Annotated in this window: 11 protein-coding genes and 1 tRNA gene; 10 read left to right on the top strand and 2 right to left on the bottom strand. The window is 70.4% G+C overall.

Going from position 1 to position 16,126, the window contains the following annotated elements; all coding sequences use genetic code 11:
* The first annotated feature begins 111 nt into the window (after window positions 1–111).
* Window positions 112–549 carry a hypothetical protein gene (locus tag OG230_RS12300; RefSeq protein ID WP_328910222.1) on the top strand — a complete coding sequence of 146 codons (438 nt, stop codon included), beginning with the start codon at window positions 112–114 and terminating at the stop codon, window positions 547–549.
* 203 nt (window positions 550–752) lie between these two features.
* Here the strand turns inward: OG230_RS12300 and OG230_RS12295 are convergent, their stop codons facing one another.
* Window positions 753–1,223, bottom strand: coding sequence for a hypothetical protein (locus OG230_RS12295; protein WP_328910221.1), 471 nt, complete (start codon window positions 1,221–1,223; stop codon window positions 753–755).
* 325 nt (window positions 1,224–1,548) lie between these two features.
* A tRNA-Arg gene (locus OG230_RS12290) sits at window positions 1,549–1,621 on the bottom strand.
* Window positions 1,622–1,939: 318 nt separating this feature from the next.
* Here OG230_RS12290 and OG230_RS12285 point away from each other — a divergent pair.
* From OG230_RS12285 to OG230_RS12245, 9 genes are all read left to right on the top strand, one after another.
* Window positions 1,940–3,586 (top strand): dynamin family protein, encoded by a 1,647-nt coding sequence (locus OG230_RS12285; RefSeq protein ID WP_328910220.1) that lies wholly within the window; start codon window positions 1,940–1,942, stop codon window positions 3,584–3,586.
* A complete protein-coding gene (locus OG230_RS12280; protein ID WP_328910219.1) occupies window positions 3,583–5,523 on the top strand; it encodes a GTPase in 1,941 nt (646 codons plus the stop codon). Before OG230_RS12285 ends, OG230_RS12280 begins: the two co-directional genes overlap by 4 nt.
* Window positions 5,524–5,636: 113 nt before the next feature.
* Window positions 5,637–6,098, top strand: coding sequence for a single-stranded DNA-binding protein (locus OG230_RS12275; RefSeq protein WP_328910218.1), 462 nt, complete (start codon window positions 5,637–5,639; stop codon window positions 6,096–6,098).
* A gap of 190 nt (window positions 6,099–6,288) precedes the next feature.
* Window positions 6,289–7,809 (top strand): LAETG motif-containing sortase-dependent surface protein, encoded by a 1,521-nt coding sequence (locus tag OG230_RS12270; RefSeq protein ID WP_328910217.1) that lies wholly within the window; start codon window positions 6,289–6,291, stop codon window positions 7,807–7,809.
* A gap of 267 nt (window positions 7,810–8,076) precedes the next feature.
* The gene (locus tag OG230_RS12265) at window positions 8,077–8,898 is read left to right on the top strand and encodes a hypothetical protein (RefSeq protein ID WP_328910216.1); all 822 of its coding nucleotides are present in this window, start codon (window positions 8,077–8,079) and stop codon (window positions 8,896–8,898) included.
* 515 nt (window positions 8,899–9,413) lie between these two features.
* On the top strand, window positions 9,414–11,078 hold the full coding sequence (ettA, locus tag OG230_RS12260) for an energy-dependent translational throttle protein EttA (RefSeq protein WP_328910215.1): 1,665 nt from the start codon (window positions 9,414–9,416) through the stop codon (window positions 11,076–11,078).
* Between the two features lie 5 nt (window positions 11,079–11,083).
* Window positions 11,084–11,506 (top strand): acyl-CoA thioesterase, encoded by a 423-nt coding sequence (locus OG230_RS12255; protein WP_328910214.1) that lies wholly within the window; start codon window positions 11,084–11,086, stop codon window positions 11,504–11,506.
* Window positions 11,503–12,186 carry a hypothetical protein gene (locus tag OG230_RS12250; protein WP_328910213.1) on the top strand — a complete coding sequence of 228 codons (684 nt, stop codon included), beginning with the start codon at window positions 11,503–11,505 and terminating at the stop codon, window positions 12,184–12,186. Before OG230_RS12255 ends, OG230_RS12250 begins: the two co-directional genes overlap by 4 nt.
* A gap of 182 nt (window positions 12,187–12,368) precedes the next feature.
* A complete protein-coding gene (locus tag OG230_RS12245; protein WP_328910212.1) occupies window positions 12,369–16,088 on the top strand; it encodes a S8 family serine peptidase in 3,720 nt (1,239 codons plus the stop codon).
* Window positions 16,089–16,126: the final 38 nt, after the last annotated feature.

Below are 16,126 nucleotides of genomic sequence, written 5' to 3'. Positions count from 1 at the left end.
TTCGGGGTGGTTGCTGTACTTCTCTGCTGTACGGCAGAGATCAGCGGCCCAGTCCACCCGGCCATTCTCGATCCCTGTTGATCGTGCGACTCGGCATGCCAGACTGCGGTCGTGGAAGAGATCTACCACCTGTGGTTGGCAGCCGCACCGACTCCCATACCCGAGGACGAGGCTCGGATCTATTGGAATTGCAAGGACGATCCGACCCCCACTTTGGACGAGGTCCTGCGTTGCGCCTCCTACCTGTACGTCGGTTCCTGGAGTGAGGAGCACGAGCCGGAGAACCTACATGCAGGTGAAGGTCGCTCTCCCGCCAACCGGCTGTTCAGCTGGCTTTTCTACATCGGAACGATTGATCGCTATCAGGCGCCGTTGCTCAACGAGGAGCTGATGACCCGGCTGGTCGACCTCTACCGTGCGCGTCCCGGTGACATCCCAGCCGATGCCATCGAGCTTCCACGGTTGGAGAGCTTTCTCCGCCAGCACTTGAGGCTGTACCTCCTCCCTGAGGAACCGGGCCAGGAAAGGTCCGACCTGATGCACCACTGAGGTTCCGGCGAAGTCTCGACGACGGAGTCAAGCCGGCGCGGCGCCGTCCGTCTGCCGATGCCGGCGCCACCGGCTTTGCACTCTGGCTTCATCCTTATCAGGTCGATCGAGGCGCCATCTCGACCATGAGGAACGTCCGCTGAACCCTGGTCCGGCTGTCGCTGAGGTTCGGCGTTGATCGGTGCCGTACGCCCCTGTTCGTGTCAGCTCCGGGACACCAGCTCGATGGTCAGCGGGGCCGCTGAGTCAAGGTCGATCGTGTCTCCGTCGTCCTCGGAGAGAGCCTCGTCGGGGTAGTCGGCAGGCACTACGACCAGCATCGTGTGTGGGCGGGGAAGCCAGCCCACATCCTGTGGAGGGTCGTAGCGGCCGATATCAATGATCCGCACCAGCGTCTCAGGTATGCCCACGAGGCAGCTGTCACCAGCGTGCAGGTTCCACGGCTCAGGGTCGGTCTTGAACAGGCTCATGGTCCATTCCGAGGAGTCGGCCGACACCGCGAAGGCTCTCCGGCCATTCCACCTGAACTGAGATTCCGGATCGATCTCGGCCCATGGCCACTCGACCGAGGCACAGAAACGAGACACTTCGGCCACTCGGCACTGCGCCTGCGGGCAGCTCACACGCAGGACGTCGCCGACCCGGAAGTCTTGATGCGGTGCGTTCTCGCCCATGTTGCCTCTGTCGTCGTCCGCTCCGAGAGCTGCACGGTACCGACAGCCTCACCCACGCGTCGCCAGAGGGTTTGCAGCGTGGCCAGGGCGACGATGACGCTCAAGGCGTCTTGTAGACCCCGTGAGTTCGTTGACCTGGGTGGCCACCGCGTATCCACCGTGGCCACCCGCAGAACCCCGGTGACAGCCGCACAGCGCCGGACCCTCCCCGCCGTGACCTGGGGAGGTTCCGGCGCTTATGCGTTCGCTACGCCGCCCTCGCTACCGTGCGATGACCTGCAAAAAAGGCCCTCCCGAGGGAGGGCCTGATGTCGTGCGAGCTGTGTGCCCCCGGCAGGACTCGAACCTGCGGCCAAGCGCTTAGAAGGCGCCTGCTCTATCCACTGAGCTACGGGGGCCGGTGGTGGCCTGGGGCCCTGTGGTCGGGGCCGGTCCTGGCCGGTCCTGACCTTGCCGGGACAAGGATAGGGCTCCGATCGCCTCGACCCGGTTGCTTCACCTGCGTGGCACGATGTGGAGGTTCGGTGAAGCGAACCGATAATCGCAGGTAGGTGCGATTCATGCACCGCTTTTGACGTCTCGCGCGCCGGGTGTTGTGCACTCGTTATGCCTGCGCCCCACTCGTCCCGTCTGTCCCCAGGATGGAACCGCCGCGCAGAGGTGCCTATACGCTTCAAAAAGGCGCCAAAATTGGGCATTCTTCGCATGTGGTGACCATGGACGTACGGCCTCAGCTCATCGACGCACTTTCCGCCCTGCGCGACCGTGTCGCCGCCGTGCGTCTTCCACTCCCTCTTCCAGGGGCCGAACGGGCCCGGCAAACCAGAGTCGAGCTGCTCGCGCAGCTCGACGACTATCTGCTTCCACGACTCAAGGATCCCGAGGCTCCGCTGCTCGCGGTGATCGGTGGCTCGACCGGCGCGGGCAAGTCCACGCTGGTGAACTCGCTCGTGGGGTGCCGGGTCAGCCAGGCCGGTGTGCTGCGTCCGACGACCCGGACACCGGTGCTCGTCTGCCACCCGGACGACCACCACTGGTTCGCCGGGGTGCGGGTGCTGCCGCAGCTGACCAGGATCTGGCTGCCGCCGGGTCAGGCCAGGGACCCGGACGGCCTGGACGACCTCGGTGCCGCCGGCGGGGACGACGAGGAGGCTGCCCTGCGGGTCGAGACCGCCGTCAGCCTGCCGCGCGGTCTCGCGCTGCTGGACGCGCCCGACATCGACTCCCTCGTCGTACGGAACCGCGTGCTCGCCGCGGAACTCATCTGCGCCGCCGACGTCTGGGTGATGGTGACCACCGCGTCGCGGTACGCCGACGCCGTGCCCTGGTATCTGCTGCGTACGGCCAAGGAGTACGACGCCTCCCTCGTCACCGTCCTCGACCGGGTGCCGCACCAGGTGATCGCCGAGGTCTCCCGGCAGTACGCGGCCCTGCTCACCAGGGCCGGGCTGGGCGAGATCCCCCGGTTCACCATCCCCGAGCTGCCCGAGTCCGCGGGCGGTGGCAGCGGTCTGCTGCCCACCACCGCAGTCGCCCCGCTGCGGGCCTGGCTCACCCACCGCGCCCATGACCCGGCGGCCCGTCAGCAGGCCGTCGGGCGCACGGCGTCCGGGGTCATGGAGTCGCTGAACGTCCGGATGCCGGAGCTGGCCGGGGCCGTCGCCGCCCAGTACGCGGCCTCGGTGCGGCTGACCGGCGTCGTCGAGGAGGCGTACCGCAAGGAGACGTCCCGGATCCGTTCCAGGCTCCAGAGCGGCGCCGTGCTCGCCGGGGACGCCCGGACCCGGTGGCGCGGCTATCCCCTCGACAGCTCCGCGGGGGAGTTGCTGGAAGCGCTGGTCGAGAGCCTGGTGGCGCTGCTCCAGTCGGCGGTGGCCGCCGCCGACGACGAGATCCGCACGAGGTGGCGGCAGGAACCGGCTTCCGGCGCGTTCCGCTTCGAGGACGCCGGACGGGAAGCCGGCGGATGGGGACCGGCCGAGGACATCCAGGGTCGTATCGCCATGGCCGTACGACGCTGGCGCCGCGTCCTCGAAGAGCTGGCCGAGGAAGAGGTGCGGCTCCTGGAACGGAATGTCGCCCCCGACGCCGAGACCGTGGCCGCGCTGCTGGCCGCCGCCCTGCTCGGCGGGCGTCGCGCCCGCACCGCGGGGGAGCAGCTCGCCGAGCGGATCGGCGCCCAGGGCGCGCTGCGGCTGCGCGACAAGGGCGGGGCCCTGCTCACCACCTATCTCGACCAGGTCATGCACGGGGAGCGGGACCGGCGGCTCGCGCCCCTCGATGCGCTCGACGTGGCGCCGGAGCCGCAGGCCGAGCTGATCGCCGCGCTGTCCGTACTGCAGAAGGAGAGGGTCCAGCCATGACCGCCGTCACCGACCAGGACCAGGATCAGAACCCGGGGCCGGGGCCCGACGCCGGGAAGGCCGGGGCGCGGGAGCCGCGCGAGGACGAGGGGGAGCGGGGAAAGGAGTCCGGCCCGGCGAAGAGCGGGGACCGGGACGGGCGCTGGGACGACGGGCTGATCGCCCGTCGCGCCGCTGCCGCCGCCAAGGAGGCCGACGCGGCCGGTGAGGGGCCGGACGGCGACGCGGGGCCCCAGGTCGAGGCGTACGTACCGTCCGGCGGGCCGCTCACCCAGCGGCTCGACTCGCTGCGCGAACTCGTCGGCCTGTCACGGGCCCGGCTGGACCGCGAGACCCTCGCCGAGGCCGGCCGGGTGCTCGACGAGGCCGCGGCCCGTCAGCGTCTCTCCTCCCGGCACACCGTCGTCGCCATCGCAGGGGCGACCGGCAGCGGGAAGTCCACCCTGTTCAACTCCCTCGCGGGCGCACAGATCTCCGACACCGGGCTGCGGCGGCCGACGACCGCGTCGCCGATCGCCTGCAGCTGGACCGACGGGGCCGCCGGGCTCCTGGACCGGCTCGCGATCCCGGGACGGCTGCGGCGCAGGCCGCAGCCGGGCTGCGGCGCCGAGGCCGACGCGGCGCTCCAGGGCCTCGTCCTCATCGACCTGCCCGACCACGACTCGGCGGCGTCCGGCCACCGGGACCAGGTGGACCGGGTGCTGGCGCTGGTCGACGCGGTGATCTGGGTCGTCGACCCCGAGAAGTACGCCGACGCGGCCCTCCACGAGCGCTATCTGCGACCGCTGGCCGGGCACGCGGAGGTCACCTTCGTCGTCCTCAACCAGATCGACCGGCTGCCGGGGGAGGCCGCCGAGCTGGTCCTCGACGATCTGCGCAGACTCCTCGACGAGGACGGCATGGCCCTGGGGGAGCACGGCGAACCCGGCGCCACCGTCATGTCCCTGTCCGCGCTCACCGGCGACGGAATGGGTGAACTGCGCGAGGTGCTCGGCCGGTTCGTCCAGGAGCGCACGGCCGCCGCACGCCGTCTCTCCGCCGATGTGGACGCGGCGGCGGCGCAGCTCCGGCCGGTGTACGTCGCCGAGGGGCGGGCCGGGCTCGGCGAGCTGGCGCGCGAGGAGTTCACCGACCGGCTCGCGGAGGCGGTCGGCGCGGCAGCCGCGGGCCAGGCGGCGGAGCGCGAGTGGCGCCGGAACGCCGGACGGGCCTGCGGGACGCCCTGGCTGCGGCTCTGGCGCTGGTACGAGTCCACCCGGCAGCTCGGTGGCCTGGACCGCATGGCCCAGGCGCTGGCCCTGGCCCCGCCGGAGGAGGAGATCACCGCACGGCAGCGGGTCGAGCAGGCGGTACGGGCGGTGGCGGACGACGCCTCCGCCGGGCTGCCTGCCCCGTGGGCGCAGGCCGTCCGCGAAGCGGCGGTGAACGGGGCGAAGGGGCTGCCGGAGGCCCTGGACGAACTGGCCCAGACGGCCGCCGCGGAAGGCCGGGGCAGGCCCGCGGGCGGTACGGAGACGGGTGGGGTGGCCGGCAGAGGCGCCGTCGTCCCGGCGGGCGGCCGGAGCGCCAAGCCGCCGCGTCCGGCCTGGTGGCCCGCCGCCGTGCTGGTGCAGGCGTCGATGACCCTGCTGCAGATCTTCGGCGGGCTCTGGCTGCTCGGCCAGATCGTCGGCGTACTCGAACCGGGCCTGGTCGCACCGGCGCTGCTGATGCTGGCCGGAGTCATCGGCGGACCGCTCGTGGAGTGGTCGTGCGCGGCGGCGGCGCGGGGTCCGGCGCGGCGGTACGGGCAGGAGGCGGAGCGGCGGCTGCGCGACGCGGCGGCCGGGTGCGGCCGGGCCAGGGTCCTCGACCCGGTGTCGGCGGAGCTGGCGCGCTATCGCGAGGTGCGGGAGAGGTACGTGGCAGTGACGGAGATTTCCACAACCGGCCGGTAGTCCACAGGCGTCGGCGGGATTCCCGTTTCCGGTCCAGCATGAAGTCGGTACGGAAGCCGGTGCACGGAGTGTGCACCGGACCGCTACGCGGAGTGCGGACGGGAGACGGGGAAATGAACGACACCTTTGTGACGCTGGTGGGAAACGCGGCGACCGCTGTGGAGTTCCGGGAAACGGCCACCGGCGGAATGGCACGATTCCGCTTCGCCGTGACGGCCCGCCGCTGGGACCGGGAGAAACAGCTCTGGGCCGACGGGCACACCAGCTTCTACACGGTCTGGGCCTGGCGCACGCTCGCCTCGAACCTCGCGGGTTCCGTCTCCGTCGGAGAACCCCTGGTCGTGCACGGCCGTCTGAAGGTGCGCGAGGAGGAACGGGAGGGGCAGCGCAGGACCTTCGTGGACATCGAGGCGGTGGCGGCGGGCCACGATCTGACGCGGGGGACGGCCGCGTTCCGCCGCGTGCTCAGGGCGGAACCCTCCCTGACGGCACGTACGCCCAAGGAGGCGGAAGCCGTCGGCGAGGATTCGGCGAAGCGTCAGGAACCGGCCACGGAACTCGCATCGGTGTCCTGAAAGCGGCAGGGGGATGCCGGATACCCGCGATAACGATTCCGAGTCGGAATGGTTGTCGGACCGTATGACGGGGGACTGTGCTTCGCTCGGTCTTTAGGATTCCTCAGTATTCATGGGGCACTTGAGTCTGCTGGCGAGGCAATCCCCACACGCGCACCAAGCGCGAGGTCCTCGCCCGGAGGGGAATTCTGTGTTTTCTGCGTTCTCGGCGTCTTCCGGAACATCCGGGTCCTGTGCGTCCGCTCCGCCGTCCGGCCCGCAGTCAGCGGCCCCGGCGACGAGCTCCGTACGGGGTCGCGCCGGAGGGCTCGCCGGACTGGCCGCCACCGTGCTGGTCACCGGACTCGTCGCGGCAGGCACCCTTCTCGGCGCGACCGTGGCGGCGGCCGAGAGCGCCCCTCAGCACCAGGGCGGGGCGACCGCGGTCCTCGACGGGCTGAAGACCTTCGACCGCGCGGTGCTCCACATCGAGGGCGAGGACGGCGGGAAGAACACCACCCAGGTGATCCCCGCAGGTCTCTTCGAGATGACCGTCGAGGGCGGCGGCAAGCTCAAGACGTACTGCGTCGACATCCACAACGCCACCCAGGACCAGGCGAAGTACCTGGAGACCTCCTGGGACCAGACCTCGCTCGGGGCCAACAGGAACGCAGGGAAGATCCGCTGGATCCTCCAGCACTCCTACCCCCGCGTCGACGACCTCGCGGGCCTCGCGCGCCTGGCCGGTACGGGACCGCTCACCGAGCAGACCGCGGCGGCCGGGACGCAGGTGGCCATCTGGCGGTTCTCGGACGACGTCCGGGTCGAGGCCGCCGACCCGCAGGCCGAGAAGCTCGCCGACTGGCTGGCGAAGCACGCCTCCGACTCCGCCGAGCCCAGGGCGTCCCTGGCCCTGGAGCCCGCCGCGGTCTCCGGCCGGGCCGGTGAGCGGCTCGGGCCGGTCACCGTCCGGACCAACGCCGGCCAGGTCTCCCTGACGCCGCCCGCCGACGCCGCCAGCGGTGTCAGAATCACCGACAAGAACGGCAAGCCCGTCACCTCGGCGGTCGACGGCGCGCGGCTCTACTTCGACATACCGAAGGACGCCACCGACGGTTCCGCCGCGCTGACGGTGCAGGCGACCACGTCCGTACCGGTCGGCCGGGCCTTCGCCGGTGTCACCCGGAGCCAGACGCAGATCCTCGCCGGGTCCAGCGAATCCACGGTCTCCGCCCACGCCACCGCCACCTGGGCCGAGGTGGGTGCGGTCCCGGCCCTCAGCGCGAGGAAGAACTGCGCCGAGGGCGGCGTCGACATCACCGCGAGCAACCAGGGTGACGCACCCTTCACCTTCGAGCTGGCCGGCTTCGAGCACACGATCGCCGCGGGAGCCACCAGGACCGTGACGATCCCCGTCGCCGAGGACCAGGCGTACGACTTCACGATCACCGGGCCCGGCGGCCTCCAGAAGCGCTTCACGGGCGTCCTGGACTGCGCGACCGCGGCCGACACCGCCTCCGAGGACAAGGGCGGGATCGGTACGCAGAGCGCCAGGCAGCCCGTCCCGGCCTCCACCGGCACCAGCTCCACAGGGCTCGAGGGCGACCTCGCCGAGACCGGCGGTTCCAGCGCCACCCCGATCATCGCGGGCATCGCCATCGCGCTCGTCGTCATCGGCGGCGGCGCGGTCCTCCTCCTGCGCCGGAAGAAGCCGACCGGCGACGGCGAGTGAGCGAATGACCACCGGCGCACCCTGATCACGCGCCTGTTCCGGGCCCGGTACGCCTCCGCGTACCGGGCCCGGGGCGTTCCCGGATCCGGGCGGAGGCGTCCGGAGCGCGTACCGGGGGCAGCGCTCGGGAGGTCGGCCCCGCACAGCGCCCGGAACACCCTCCGGGGCGGCGGCGGGCAGCCTGCCGACCGGTGGCGGCCCCCCATGGGCGGTGGAAGGATCGGAAAGATCCCGGATCCCATTCCGTACGCGTTCTCGAGGAGCGCCATGGACGACGAGGGCACAGACGAGGGCACAGAGGATGTGCCGGAAGCCGACGTCGATGACATCGACGAATACGCCGACGAGGAGCCCGTCGGTGCGGAGTCCGAGGAGCCGGACGTTCTCCTCGACATCCCCCTGCTGAAGGTCGACGAGATCGCCCTGGACGTCGAGGACCTGCGCGCGAGGGTGTCGCTCCAGGCGGAGGTGCACGACCTGCTCCGGCTGAATGTGGGGGCGTACGTGGAGCTGGGCGCCGTCCATCTCGACATCAAGGGCGTGGAGGCGCAGGCGCTGCTGAAGGTGCGCCTGGACAACGTCGTGGAGGCCATTGGCAGGGTTCTGACGACCATCGACCGAAACCCGGACATCCTCAGGGACCTGACCTCGGGCGTCGGGGCCGCCGCGCGTGAGGTGGGCACCGGGGCCGGCCGTACGCTCGACGAGGTCGGGCGTGGTGCCGGCAGGGCGGTGGAGGACGTGGGGCGCGGAGCCGGGGCCGCGGTCGAGAGCCTGGGTGACGACACGGGCAGCGCGGTCGCGGAGCTCGCGGAACGGACCGGGGACACGGTGGAGGGAGCCGCTGCGCGGGTCGGCGACACGCTGCCGGACACCGACACGGAGAGTGGCGGCGCCAAGCGCGCCAAGCGCGCCAAGAAGGCCGGGGGCACGAGAGGCCGCGCGGAGAAGAAGCCCGCGCGCGAAGGACCCGCGCGAAGGCGCCGGGCCGCCGAAGGTGACGAGGGGCGGGCGCGACGGAGTGCTGAAGCGCCTCGTCGCAAGACGAAGCGGGTGCGGGAGAAGGAGGACGACGGCCACCCTCCGTGAAGGCATGAACACCGGCACGCGGAGATCGAGTTCACCACCACCGTGGCGGCCGACCGGCTCCGTTTCCGCGAAGCACCGCGGGCGGACGTCCGATTCAGTGGGAGCCCCGGCACTCGCTCGGTCACGGTGTGCACGAGGACGAACCTGGCCGATCCGGTCGACGTCGGCGTGGAGTACCGGAACGTGCGGATCCGGTACAGGCTGTCGAACGCACTCGCCGCAGAGGGGCGACAGCGCTCTTGAAACCGTCCTGGCAGCGACGCCGCCGTGGGGCGCTCAAGCGCCTCCCGACCGCGGTCCGCCGCCCCTGCCACCCCGTCTCCGCCACGCGCGCCGGCGCCATCGAGGCCGTCGACGTGGATCGAGCGCGACGACCGGTGACGGGTCGGCTACCGGCCCTCATGGTGAAGGGGCAGGTCACAGGTCCCTGATGAGACTGGTTTCCGTCAAGAGGTAGCCGTCAGGCAAGATGGGGTGTATCTGCCCACACCTCTATTGCTGCCGGACGGTTTCTCTTGGCTGAGTTCATCTACACCATGCGCAAGACGCGCAAGGCGCACGGCGACAAGGTGATTCTCGATGACGTCACCCTGAACTTCCTGCCCGGCGCAAAGATCGGTGTCGTGGGACCCAACGGTGCCGGTAAGTCCACGGTGCTGAAGATCATGGCGGGCCTCGAGCAGCCGTCCAACGGCGAGGCGTACATCACGCCCGGGTTCAGCGTCGGCATCCTCATGCAGGAGCCGAAGCTCGACGAGTCGAAGACCGTCCTGGAGAACGTCCAGGACGGCGCAGCCGAGATCATGGGCAAGCTCAAGCGCTTCAACGAGGTCGCCGAGCTCATGGCGACCGACTACTCCGACGCGCTCATGGACGAGATGGGCAAGCTCCAGGAGGACCTGGACCACGCCAACGCGTGGGACCTGGACGCGCAGCTTGAGCAGGCCATGGACGCCCTGGGCTGCCCGCCCGGCGACTGGCCCGTCACCAACCTCTCCGGTGGCGAGAAGCGCCGTGTCGCGCTCTGCAAGCTCCTCATCGAGGCCCCGGACCTGCTCCTCCTCGACGAGCCCACCAACCACCTCGACGCCGAGTCGGTGAACTGGCTGGAGCAGCACCTCTCGAAGTACGCGGGCTGCGTCATCGCCGTGACCCACGACCGGTACTTCCTGAACAACGTCGCCGAGTGGATCCTCGAGCTCGACCGCGGCCGCGCCATCGCCTACGAGGGCAACTACTCCACTTACCTGGAGAAGAAGCAGGCGCGCCTCAAGGTCGAGGGCCGCAAGGACGAGAAGCGCCAGAAGCGGCTCAAGGAAGAGCTGGAGTGGGTCCGCTCCAACGCCAAGGGCCGGCAGACCAAGTCCAAGGCACGTCTCGCCCGTTACGAGGAGATGGCGGCCGAGGCGGACAAGATGCGGAAGCTGGACTTCGAGGAGATCCAGATTCCGCCGGGCCCGCGGCTCGGGTCCATCGTCGTCGAGGTCGAGAACCTCTCGAAGGCGTTCGGCGACAAGGTCCTCATCGACGACCTGTCCTTCACGCTGCCGCGCAACGGCATCGTCGGCATCATCGGTCCGAACGGTGCGGGCAAGACCACGCTGTTCAAGATGATCCAGGGCCTGGAGACGCCGGACTCCGGCGGCATCAAGGTCGGCGACACGGTCAAGATCTCCTACGTCGACCAGTCCCGCGCCAACATCGACCCGAAGAAGACCCTCTGGGCCGTCGTGTCGGACGAGCTGGACTACATCAACGTCGGCCAGGTCGAGATGCCGTCGCGGGCGTACGTCTCCGCGTTCGGCTTCAAGGGCCCGGACCAGCAGAAGCCGGCCGGTGTCCTGTCCGGTGGTGAGCGCAACCGCCTCAACCTGGCGCTGACGCTCAAGGAGGGCGGCAACCTGCTGCTCCTCGACGAGCCCACCAACGACCTCGACGTCGAGACCCTGTCCTCGCTCGAGAACGCGCTGCTGGAGTTCCCCGGTGCGGCCGTGGTCATCTCCCACGACCGCTGGTTCCTCGACCGAGTCGCCACGCACATCCTGGCGTACGAGGGCGAGTCCAAGTGGTACTGGTTCGAGGGCAACTTCGAGTCGTACGAGAAGAACAAGGTCGAGCGTCTCGGCGCGGACGCGGTCCGCCCGCACCGTGCCACGTACAAGAAGCTCACGCGAGGCTGATCGTCTTGGCTCGTCATATCTACAGCTGCCCGCTGCGCTGGTCGGACATGGATGCCTTCGGCCACGTCAACAACGTGGTCTTCCTCCGCTATCTGGAGGAGGCGCGCATCGACTTCATGTTCCGGCTGGCGCCGGGGGACGGCTCGCCGTCCTTCTCGGGCGGGTCCGTCGTGGCCCGGCACGAGATCGACTACGTACGGCCGCTGGTCCACCGGCACGCCCCGGTGACCGTCGAGTCGTGGGTCACGAAGATAGGTGCCGCTTCGCTCACGATCGCGTACGAGATCAAGGACCCGGAGCAGGTGTACGTACGGGCGTCGACCGTTGTCGTCCCGTACAACCTGGCCGAGGAGCGGCCCCGGCGGATCTCCCCGGAGGAGAAGCTCTTCCTCCAGGAGTTCCTGGCCGAGGAGCCCGCCGCAGTATGACGGTGCCCGTGCGGTCGCTGCAGTTCGCCGACGCGAGGGAGGCGGCGGATCTCGCCGCCTTCCTCGGCCGGCTGCTCCACTACGACCGGGCCGCCGCCGTCCGCCTGCAGGCCGGCGGCGGCGCACTGGCCGTGTTCGGCCGGCCGCCGTCGTTCGAGGTCCTCGCGATCCGGACGGCGCGGCTGACCGGCACGCACGAGTTCGACGTGACCGTGTCCGCCGGTGAACTCCTCGAATCGCTGGAGGAGTCGACCGGCTCCGGCGCCGTCCCCGCGCCGGTCACGGGACCGCCGTGGACGGGCGTGCTCCCGCCGCGCGGCGGCTGGCGCGAACGGTCCGGACTGCCGGACCCGATGGCCCTGCGCGCCCAGCTCACGGCCGCTGTCGCGGAGTTCCGTACCCGCGACGAGGAACTGCCCGAGGACCGCCGTACCAGGGCCGAACGCGACCGGCTCGGCCGCGAGATCTGGTCCCGCACCGTCGGCACCACGCAGCTTCCGCTGCGCGCCGTCCACGCCGCCCAGTCCCTGGGCTTCCTGCGCGCCGCACCGGACTTCCCGGTGACCCTGCTGGCCTCGGGCCCGTGGCTCCGGCTGCGCACACCCTTCGGCTCCGTCATCGTCCGCGGTGCGGGCGGCGGGCTCGGGAACCTCGCGGTGACGGTCGGCAGCACGCACTGAACCGGGTAACCGGTCCCTCTCGACTCAAGTCCCTGACGGGCGAACCTGGTTGAGACCCGTGGCGTATGTGTGTCAGGTGGCATGCATGCGCCACGTTGTCATCTATGCGCAGGGAGTGAGGGTTGGGAGAGTTCCGCATCGGGTGCACAGCGATTCACTCGAGGCGAAGGAGCTTTCCGACCATGCGCAGATTACTCAGCCAGGCGTCCGTGCCTGCTGTGACGGTGCTGACGGCGCTGATGGCCGCCGGTATCGCCGCTCCGGCAGGTGCCTCTCCGGCCGACGATCCGGCCGTGTCCGTTCTCAGGCCCTCGGCCGTGGCGAAATCCGCCCACACCGTGCGGCTGGTCACCGGCGACCGGGTCGTGATCACCGGCAGCGGCACCGACCGGCAGGTGTCGTTCGCCCCCGACTCCGACAGTCCGACCGGGACCGCCTCGATCCTCCAGCACGGCAAGGACATCACCGTCGTCCCGGAGGAGGCCCGGCCACTGCTGGACTCCGGGGTTCTGGACCCGCGCCTCTTCGAGGTCGGCGCACTGATCGAGCAGGGATACGCCGACGGCAACGACCTGCCGCTGATCGTGCAGAACGCCGACGCGTCGGCGAAGGCGCCGGCCGACTCCCGGCAGGTGCGGAGGTTGTCGGCGATCAGGGCGACGGCCGCGGAGGTCGCACCGGAGAAGGCGCAGGAGTTCTGGGCAGGGCTGCGGGACACACAGGACGGTGCCACGGCGAAGCAACTGGCCGATGGGGTACGGAAGGTGTGGCTCGACGGCAAGGTCACTCCCACCCTCGACAAGAGCGTCCCGCAGATCGGCGCCCCCACCGCATGGGCGGCCGGCTACGACGGTTCCGGCACGAAGGTCGCCATCCTCGACACGGGAATCGACGCCACCCACGCCGACCTCTCGGACCGGATCGACGAGGCCCGTAACTTCTCCACCTCGGCCGACGCGGTCGACCGCCACGGGCACGGCACCCATGTCGCCTCCACCGTCGCCGGCTCCGGCGCGGCATCGGGCGGAAAGTACAAGGGTGTTGCCCCCGGCGCGAAGCTGCTGATCGGCAAGGTGCTCGGCGACAACGGCTCCGGTACGGAGTCCGGGGTGCTCGCGGGCATGGAATGGGCCGCGCACAGCGGTGCCAAGGTCGTCAGCATGAGCCTCGGGGCGAACACCTTCACCGACGGCACCGACCCGATGAGTCAGGCCCTGAACACTCTGACGAAGGACACCGGCACCCTCTTCGTCGTCGCGGCGGGCAACGTGGGCCCCGACGAGAGCACCGTCGGCACGCCCGGCGCTGCCGACGCGGCCCTGACCGTGGCGGCGGTCGACGACCAGGACAAGATCGCCTCGTTCTCCAGCCGGGGCCCGCGCTTCGGTGACAAGGCCATGAAGCCGGACATCGCCGCCCCGGGCGTGAACATCGTCGCCGCCCGCGCGGCAGGCACCGCCATGGGCACCCCGGCCGAGGCCGGCTACACATCCGCCAGCGGTACGTCGATGGCCACCCCGCACGTCTCGGGCGCCGCCGCGATCCTCGCGCAGGAACACCCGGACTGGGACGCCGCGACCCTCAAGGGCGCCCTCATGTCCAGCGCGAGGACCAGCGGCAACGGCGGCTTCGCCGAGGGCTCCGGGCGGGTCGACCTGACCACCGCCATCCGCGCGAGTGTCTGGGCCACCAACGCCTCCTTCGGCAGCTACGCGCAGGGAGCCACCTCCGAGCCGGTCACCAGGACGGTCACCTTCCACAACACCGCCGACAAGGAGATCACCCTCGCCCTGTCGGGCGCGCTCTCCCTGGACGGCGGCTCCGAGGTGGCCGGGGCGCTCGCCCTGGGCAGCAGCAGCATCACCCTGCCCGCAGGCGGCAGCCAGGGCGTCGAGGTCACCGTCGACCCCGACCTCGCCACCACCGGTGGCACCTACACCGGCACGATCACGGCCACCGGTGACGGCGTCACCGCGCACGCAACCGTGGCCCTGAGCCGTGCCCTGCCGACCTTCAGGGTCGGACTGAAGGCGGTGATGCCCGACGGCAGCGCTCCCGACGTGGTATCGGCCTCGCTCTACAACCTGCGCGACAACAAACCCCCCGTGACGCTGCGCCGAGGATCCGACGGCACCTTCGGCACCTCGGTGAAGCCCGGCCGGTACACCGTCCTCGGACACGTGATGAAGAGCGGCACGGCGGTGACCTTCATCCTGCCCGACGTCGATGTCACCGACCGCGACGTGTCCCTGTCCGCCGACGGCCGTGACGCGGCCAGGATCCGGGCGAAGACGCCCCTGCCGGCTGAGGAACGCGGGATGAGCGTCAATGTCTCGCGCATGTCCTCGGAGCAGAACGTAGGGGTGAGTGCCAGCCTGATAGGAGGCTCCGGCCCCCATTACCTGTTGCCCTCCGCCGCTGCCCGGGACGGCATGCTCACGTCCACCGTGTTCCAGAATCTGCAGGCCCGGCCGTTCACCGCGCGGGCGATGCTGCCGACCGGCACGCTCGACCTCTCCACGCAGTCCATCAACCTGACCGCCCGCTTCCAGGGCAGCCGCCGGCTCACCGTCGCCGACGCGGGTACCGGAAGCGCCGACGACCTCGCCGCGCACGCCGTGACCGGAAAGCTCGCGCTGGTCCGGGTGGGCAGCGAACCCCTGAACACCCTGCTGCCCCGACTCGCGGACGCGGGTGCGGCGGCGGTGATGCTCGTCAACAGCGTCGACGAGCCGTTCTTCGGCGGCTCCCCCGTCAAGGTGCCCGTGTTCAGCGTGCCCAAGGGGGAGGGCGACCGGGTCGCCGCGGCGGTCGCGCAGGGCAGTGTCACCGTGCGGCTCACGGGTGAGCTCACACCGTCCTACCTGTACGCGCTGGTGAACGGTCACAACGGCGCTGTCCCTGCGAATCAGACGTATGCCCCCTTGGCCTCCGATCTGGCGGAGGTCACGACACGGGACTACTCGCCCGCCCCGAAGTCGGAGAGCGAGCTCTACACCCAGGCCGCCTGGCAGGGGCAGAGCACCGTCACCGGCGTCGGTATCGGCCTGTTCGACACGGCCCACCTCGGAACCAGTCAGCGTGCCTACCTGACCGCCGCGAACACCAAGTGGTCCCGCACGGCCTACCTTTCGGGGTACCTCTCGGCCCAGCCGTACTACTCGGCCGCCGCCTCCTACCGGCCGGGCAGCCGCTCCACCCAGGAGTGGTTCAAGCCGGTGCTGCATGCGGGCACTCCCGGCCCCGGTTCCGACCCGACGGGAAGCCAGCAGCCGTACCGCAAGGGCGACTCGATGATCGTCGCGATCCCGAAGTACGCCACGGGCCCGTCCGACTTCTACGAGTACGGTGGCCGCAACGCCGACGGCGACGAGACCGAGTTCCGCCTCTACCGGAACGGGGCCCTGCTCGGCAGCGCCCCCAACTCCTGGGTCGCGGTCAACAACCTGCCCCAGGAGAAGTCGCAGTACCGCATCGAGGCGGACGCCAAGCGCACCAACATGTGGTGGAACGTCAGCACGGAGCAGCACACCGCCTGGAACTTCTCCTCGGCCCATGTCGACGGAGACGCCAAGGCCATGCTCCCGCTGCTCCAGGCCGACTACGACCTGGAGGGCGTGGCACTGGACTCCACCGTCACCGCCGGGAAGTACCACCCGGTCTCGGTGTCCTTCCGTAACCCCGACGGCACCCGCGCGGCACTGACCAAGGGCACCATCGAGGTCTCGTACGACGAGGGTGCGACCTGGAAGAAGATCTTGGTCGCGACGTACAAGGGCACGGTCACCGGAGCCCTGAACGCCCCGAAGGGGGCCAAGGGGATCTCCCTGCGGATCCACGGCGAGAACGCCGCGGGCAGCAGCATCGACCAGACCGTGATCCACGCGGTGCACGTGCGCTGATCAGGAGGGGCCCACAGAACGCCGGAGGCCGCGCATCC

The sequence above is a fragment of the Streptomyces sp. NBC_00234 genome (assembly GCF_036195325.1).
GTDB lineage: Bacteria > Actinomycetota > Actinomycetes > Streptomycetales > Streptomycetaceae > Streptomyces.
This window is presented reverse-complemented; position numbering and strand designations above follow the sequence as displayed.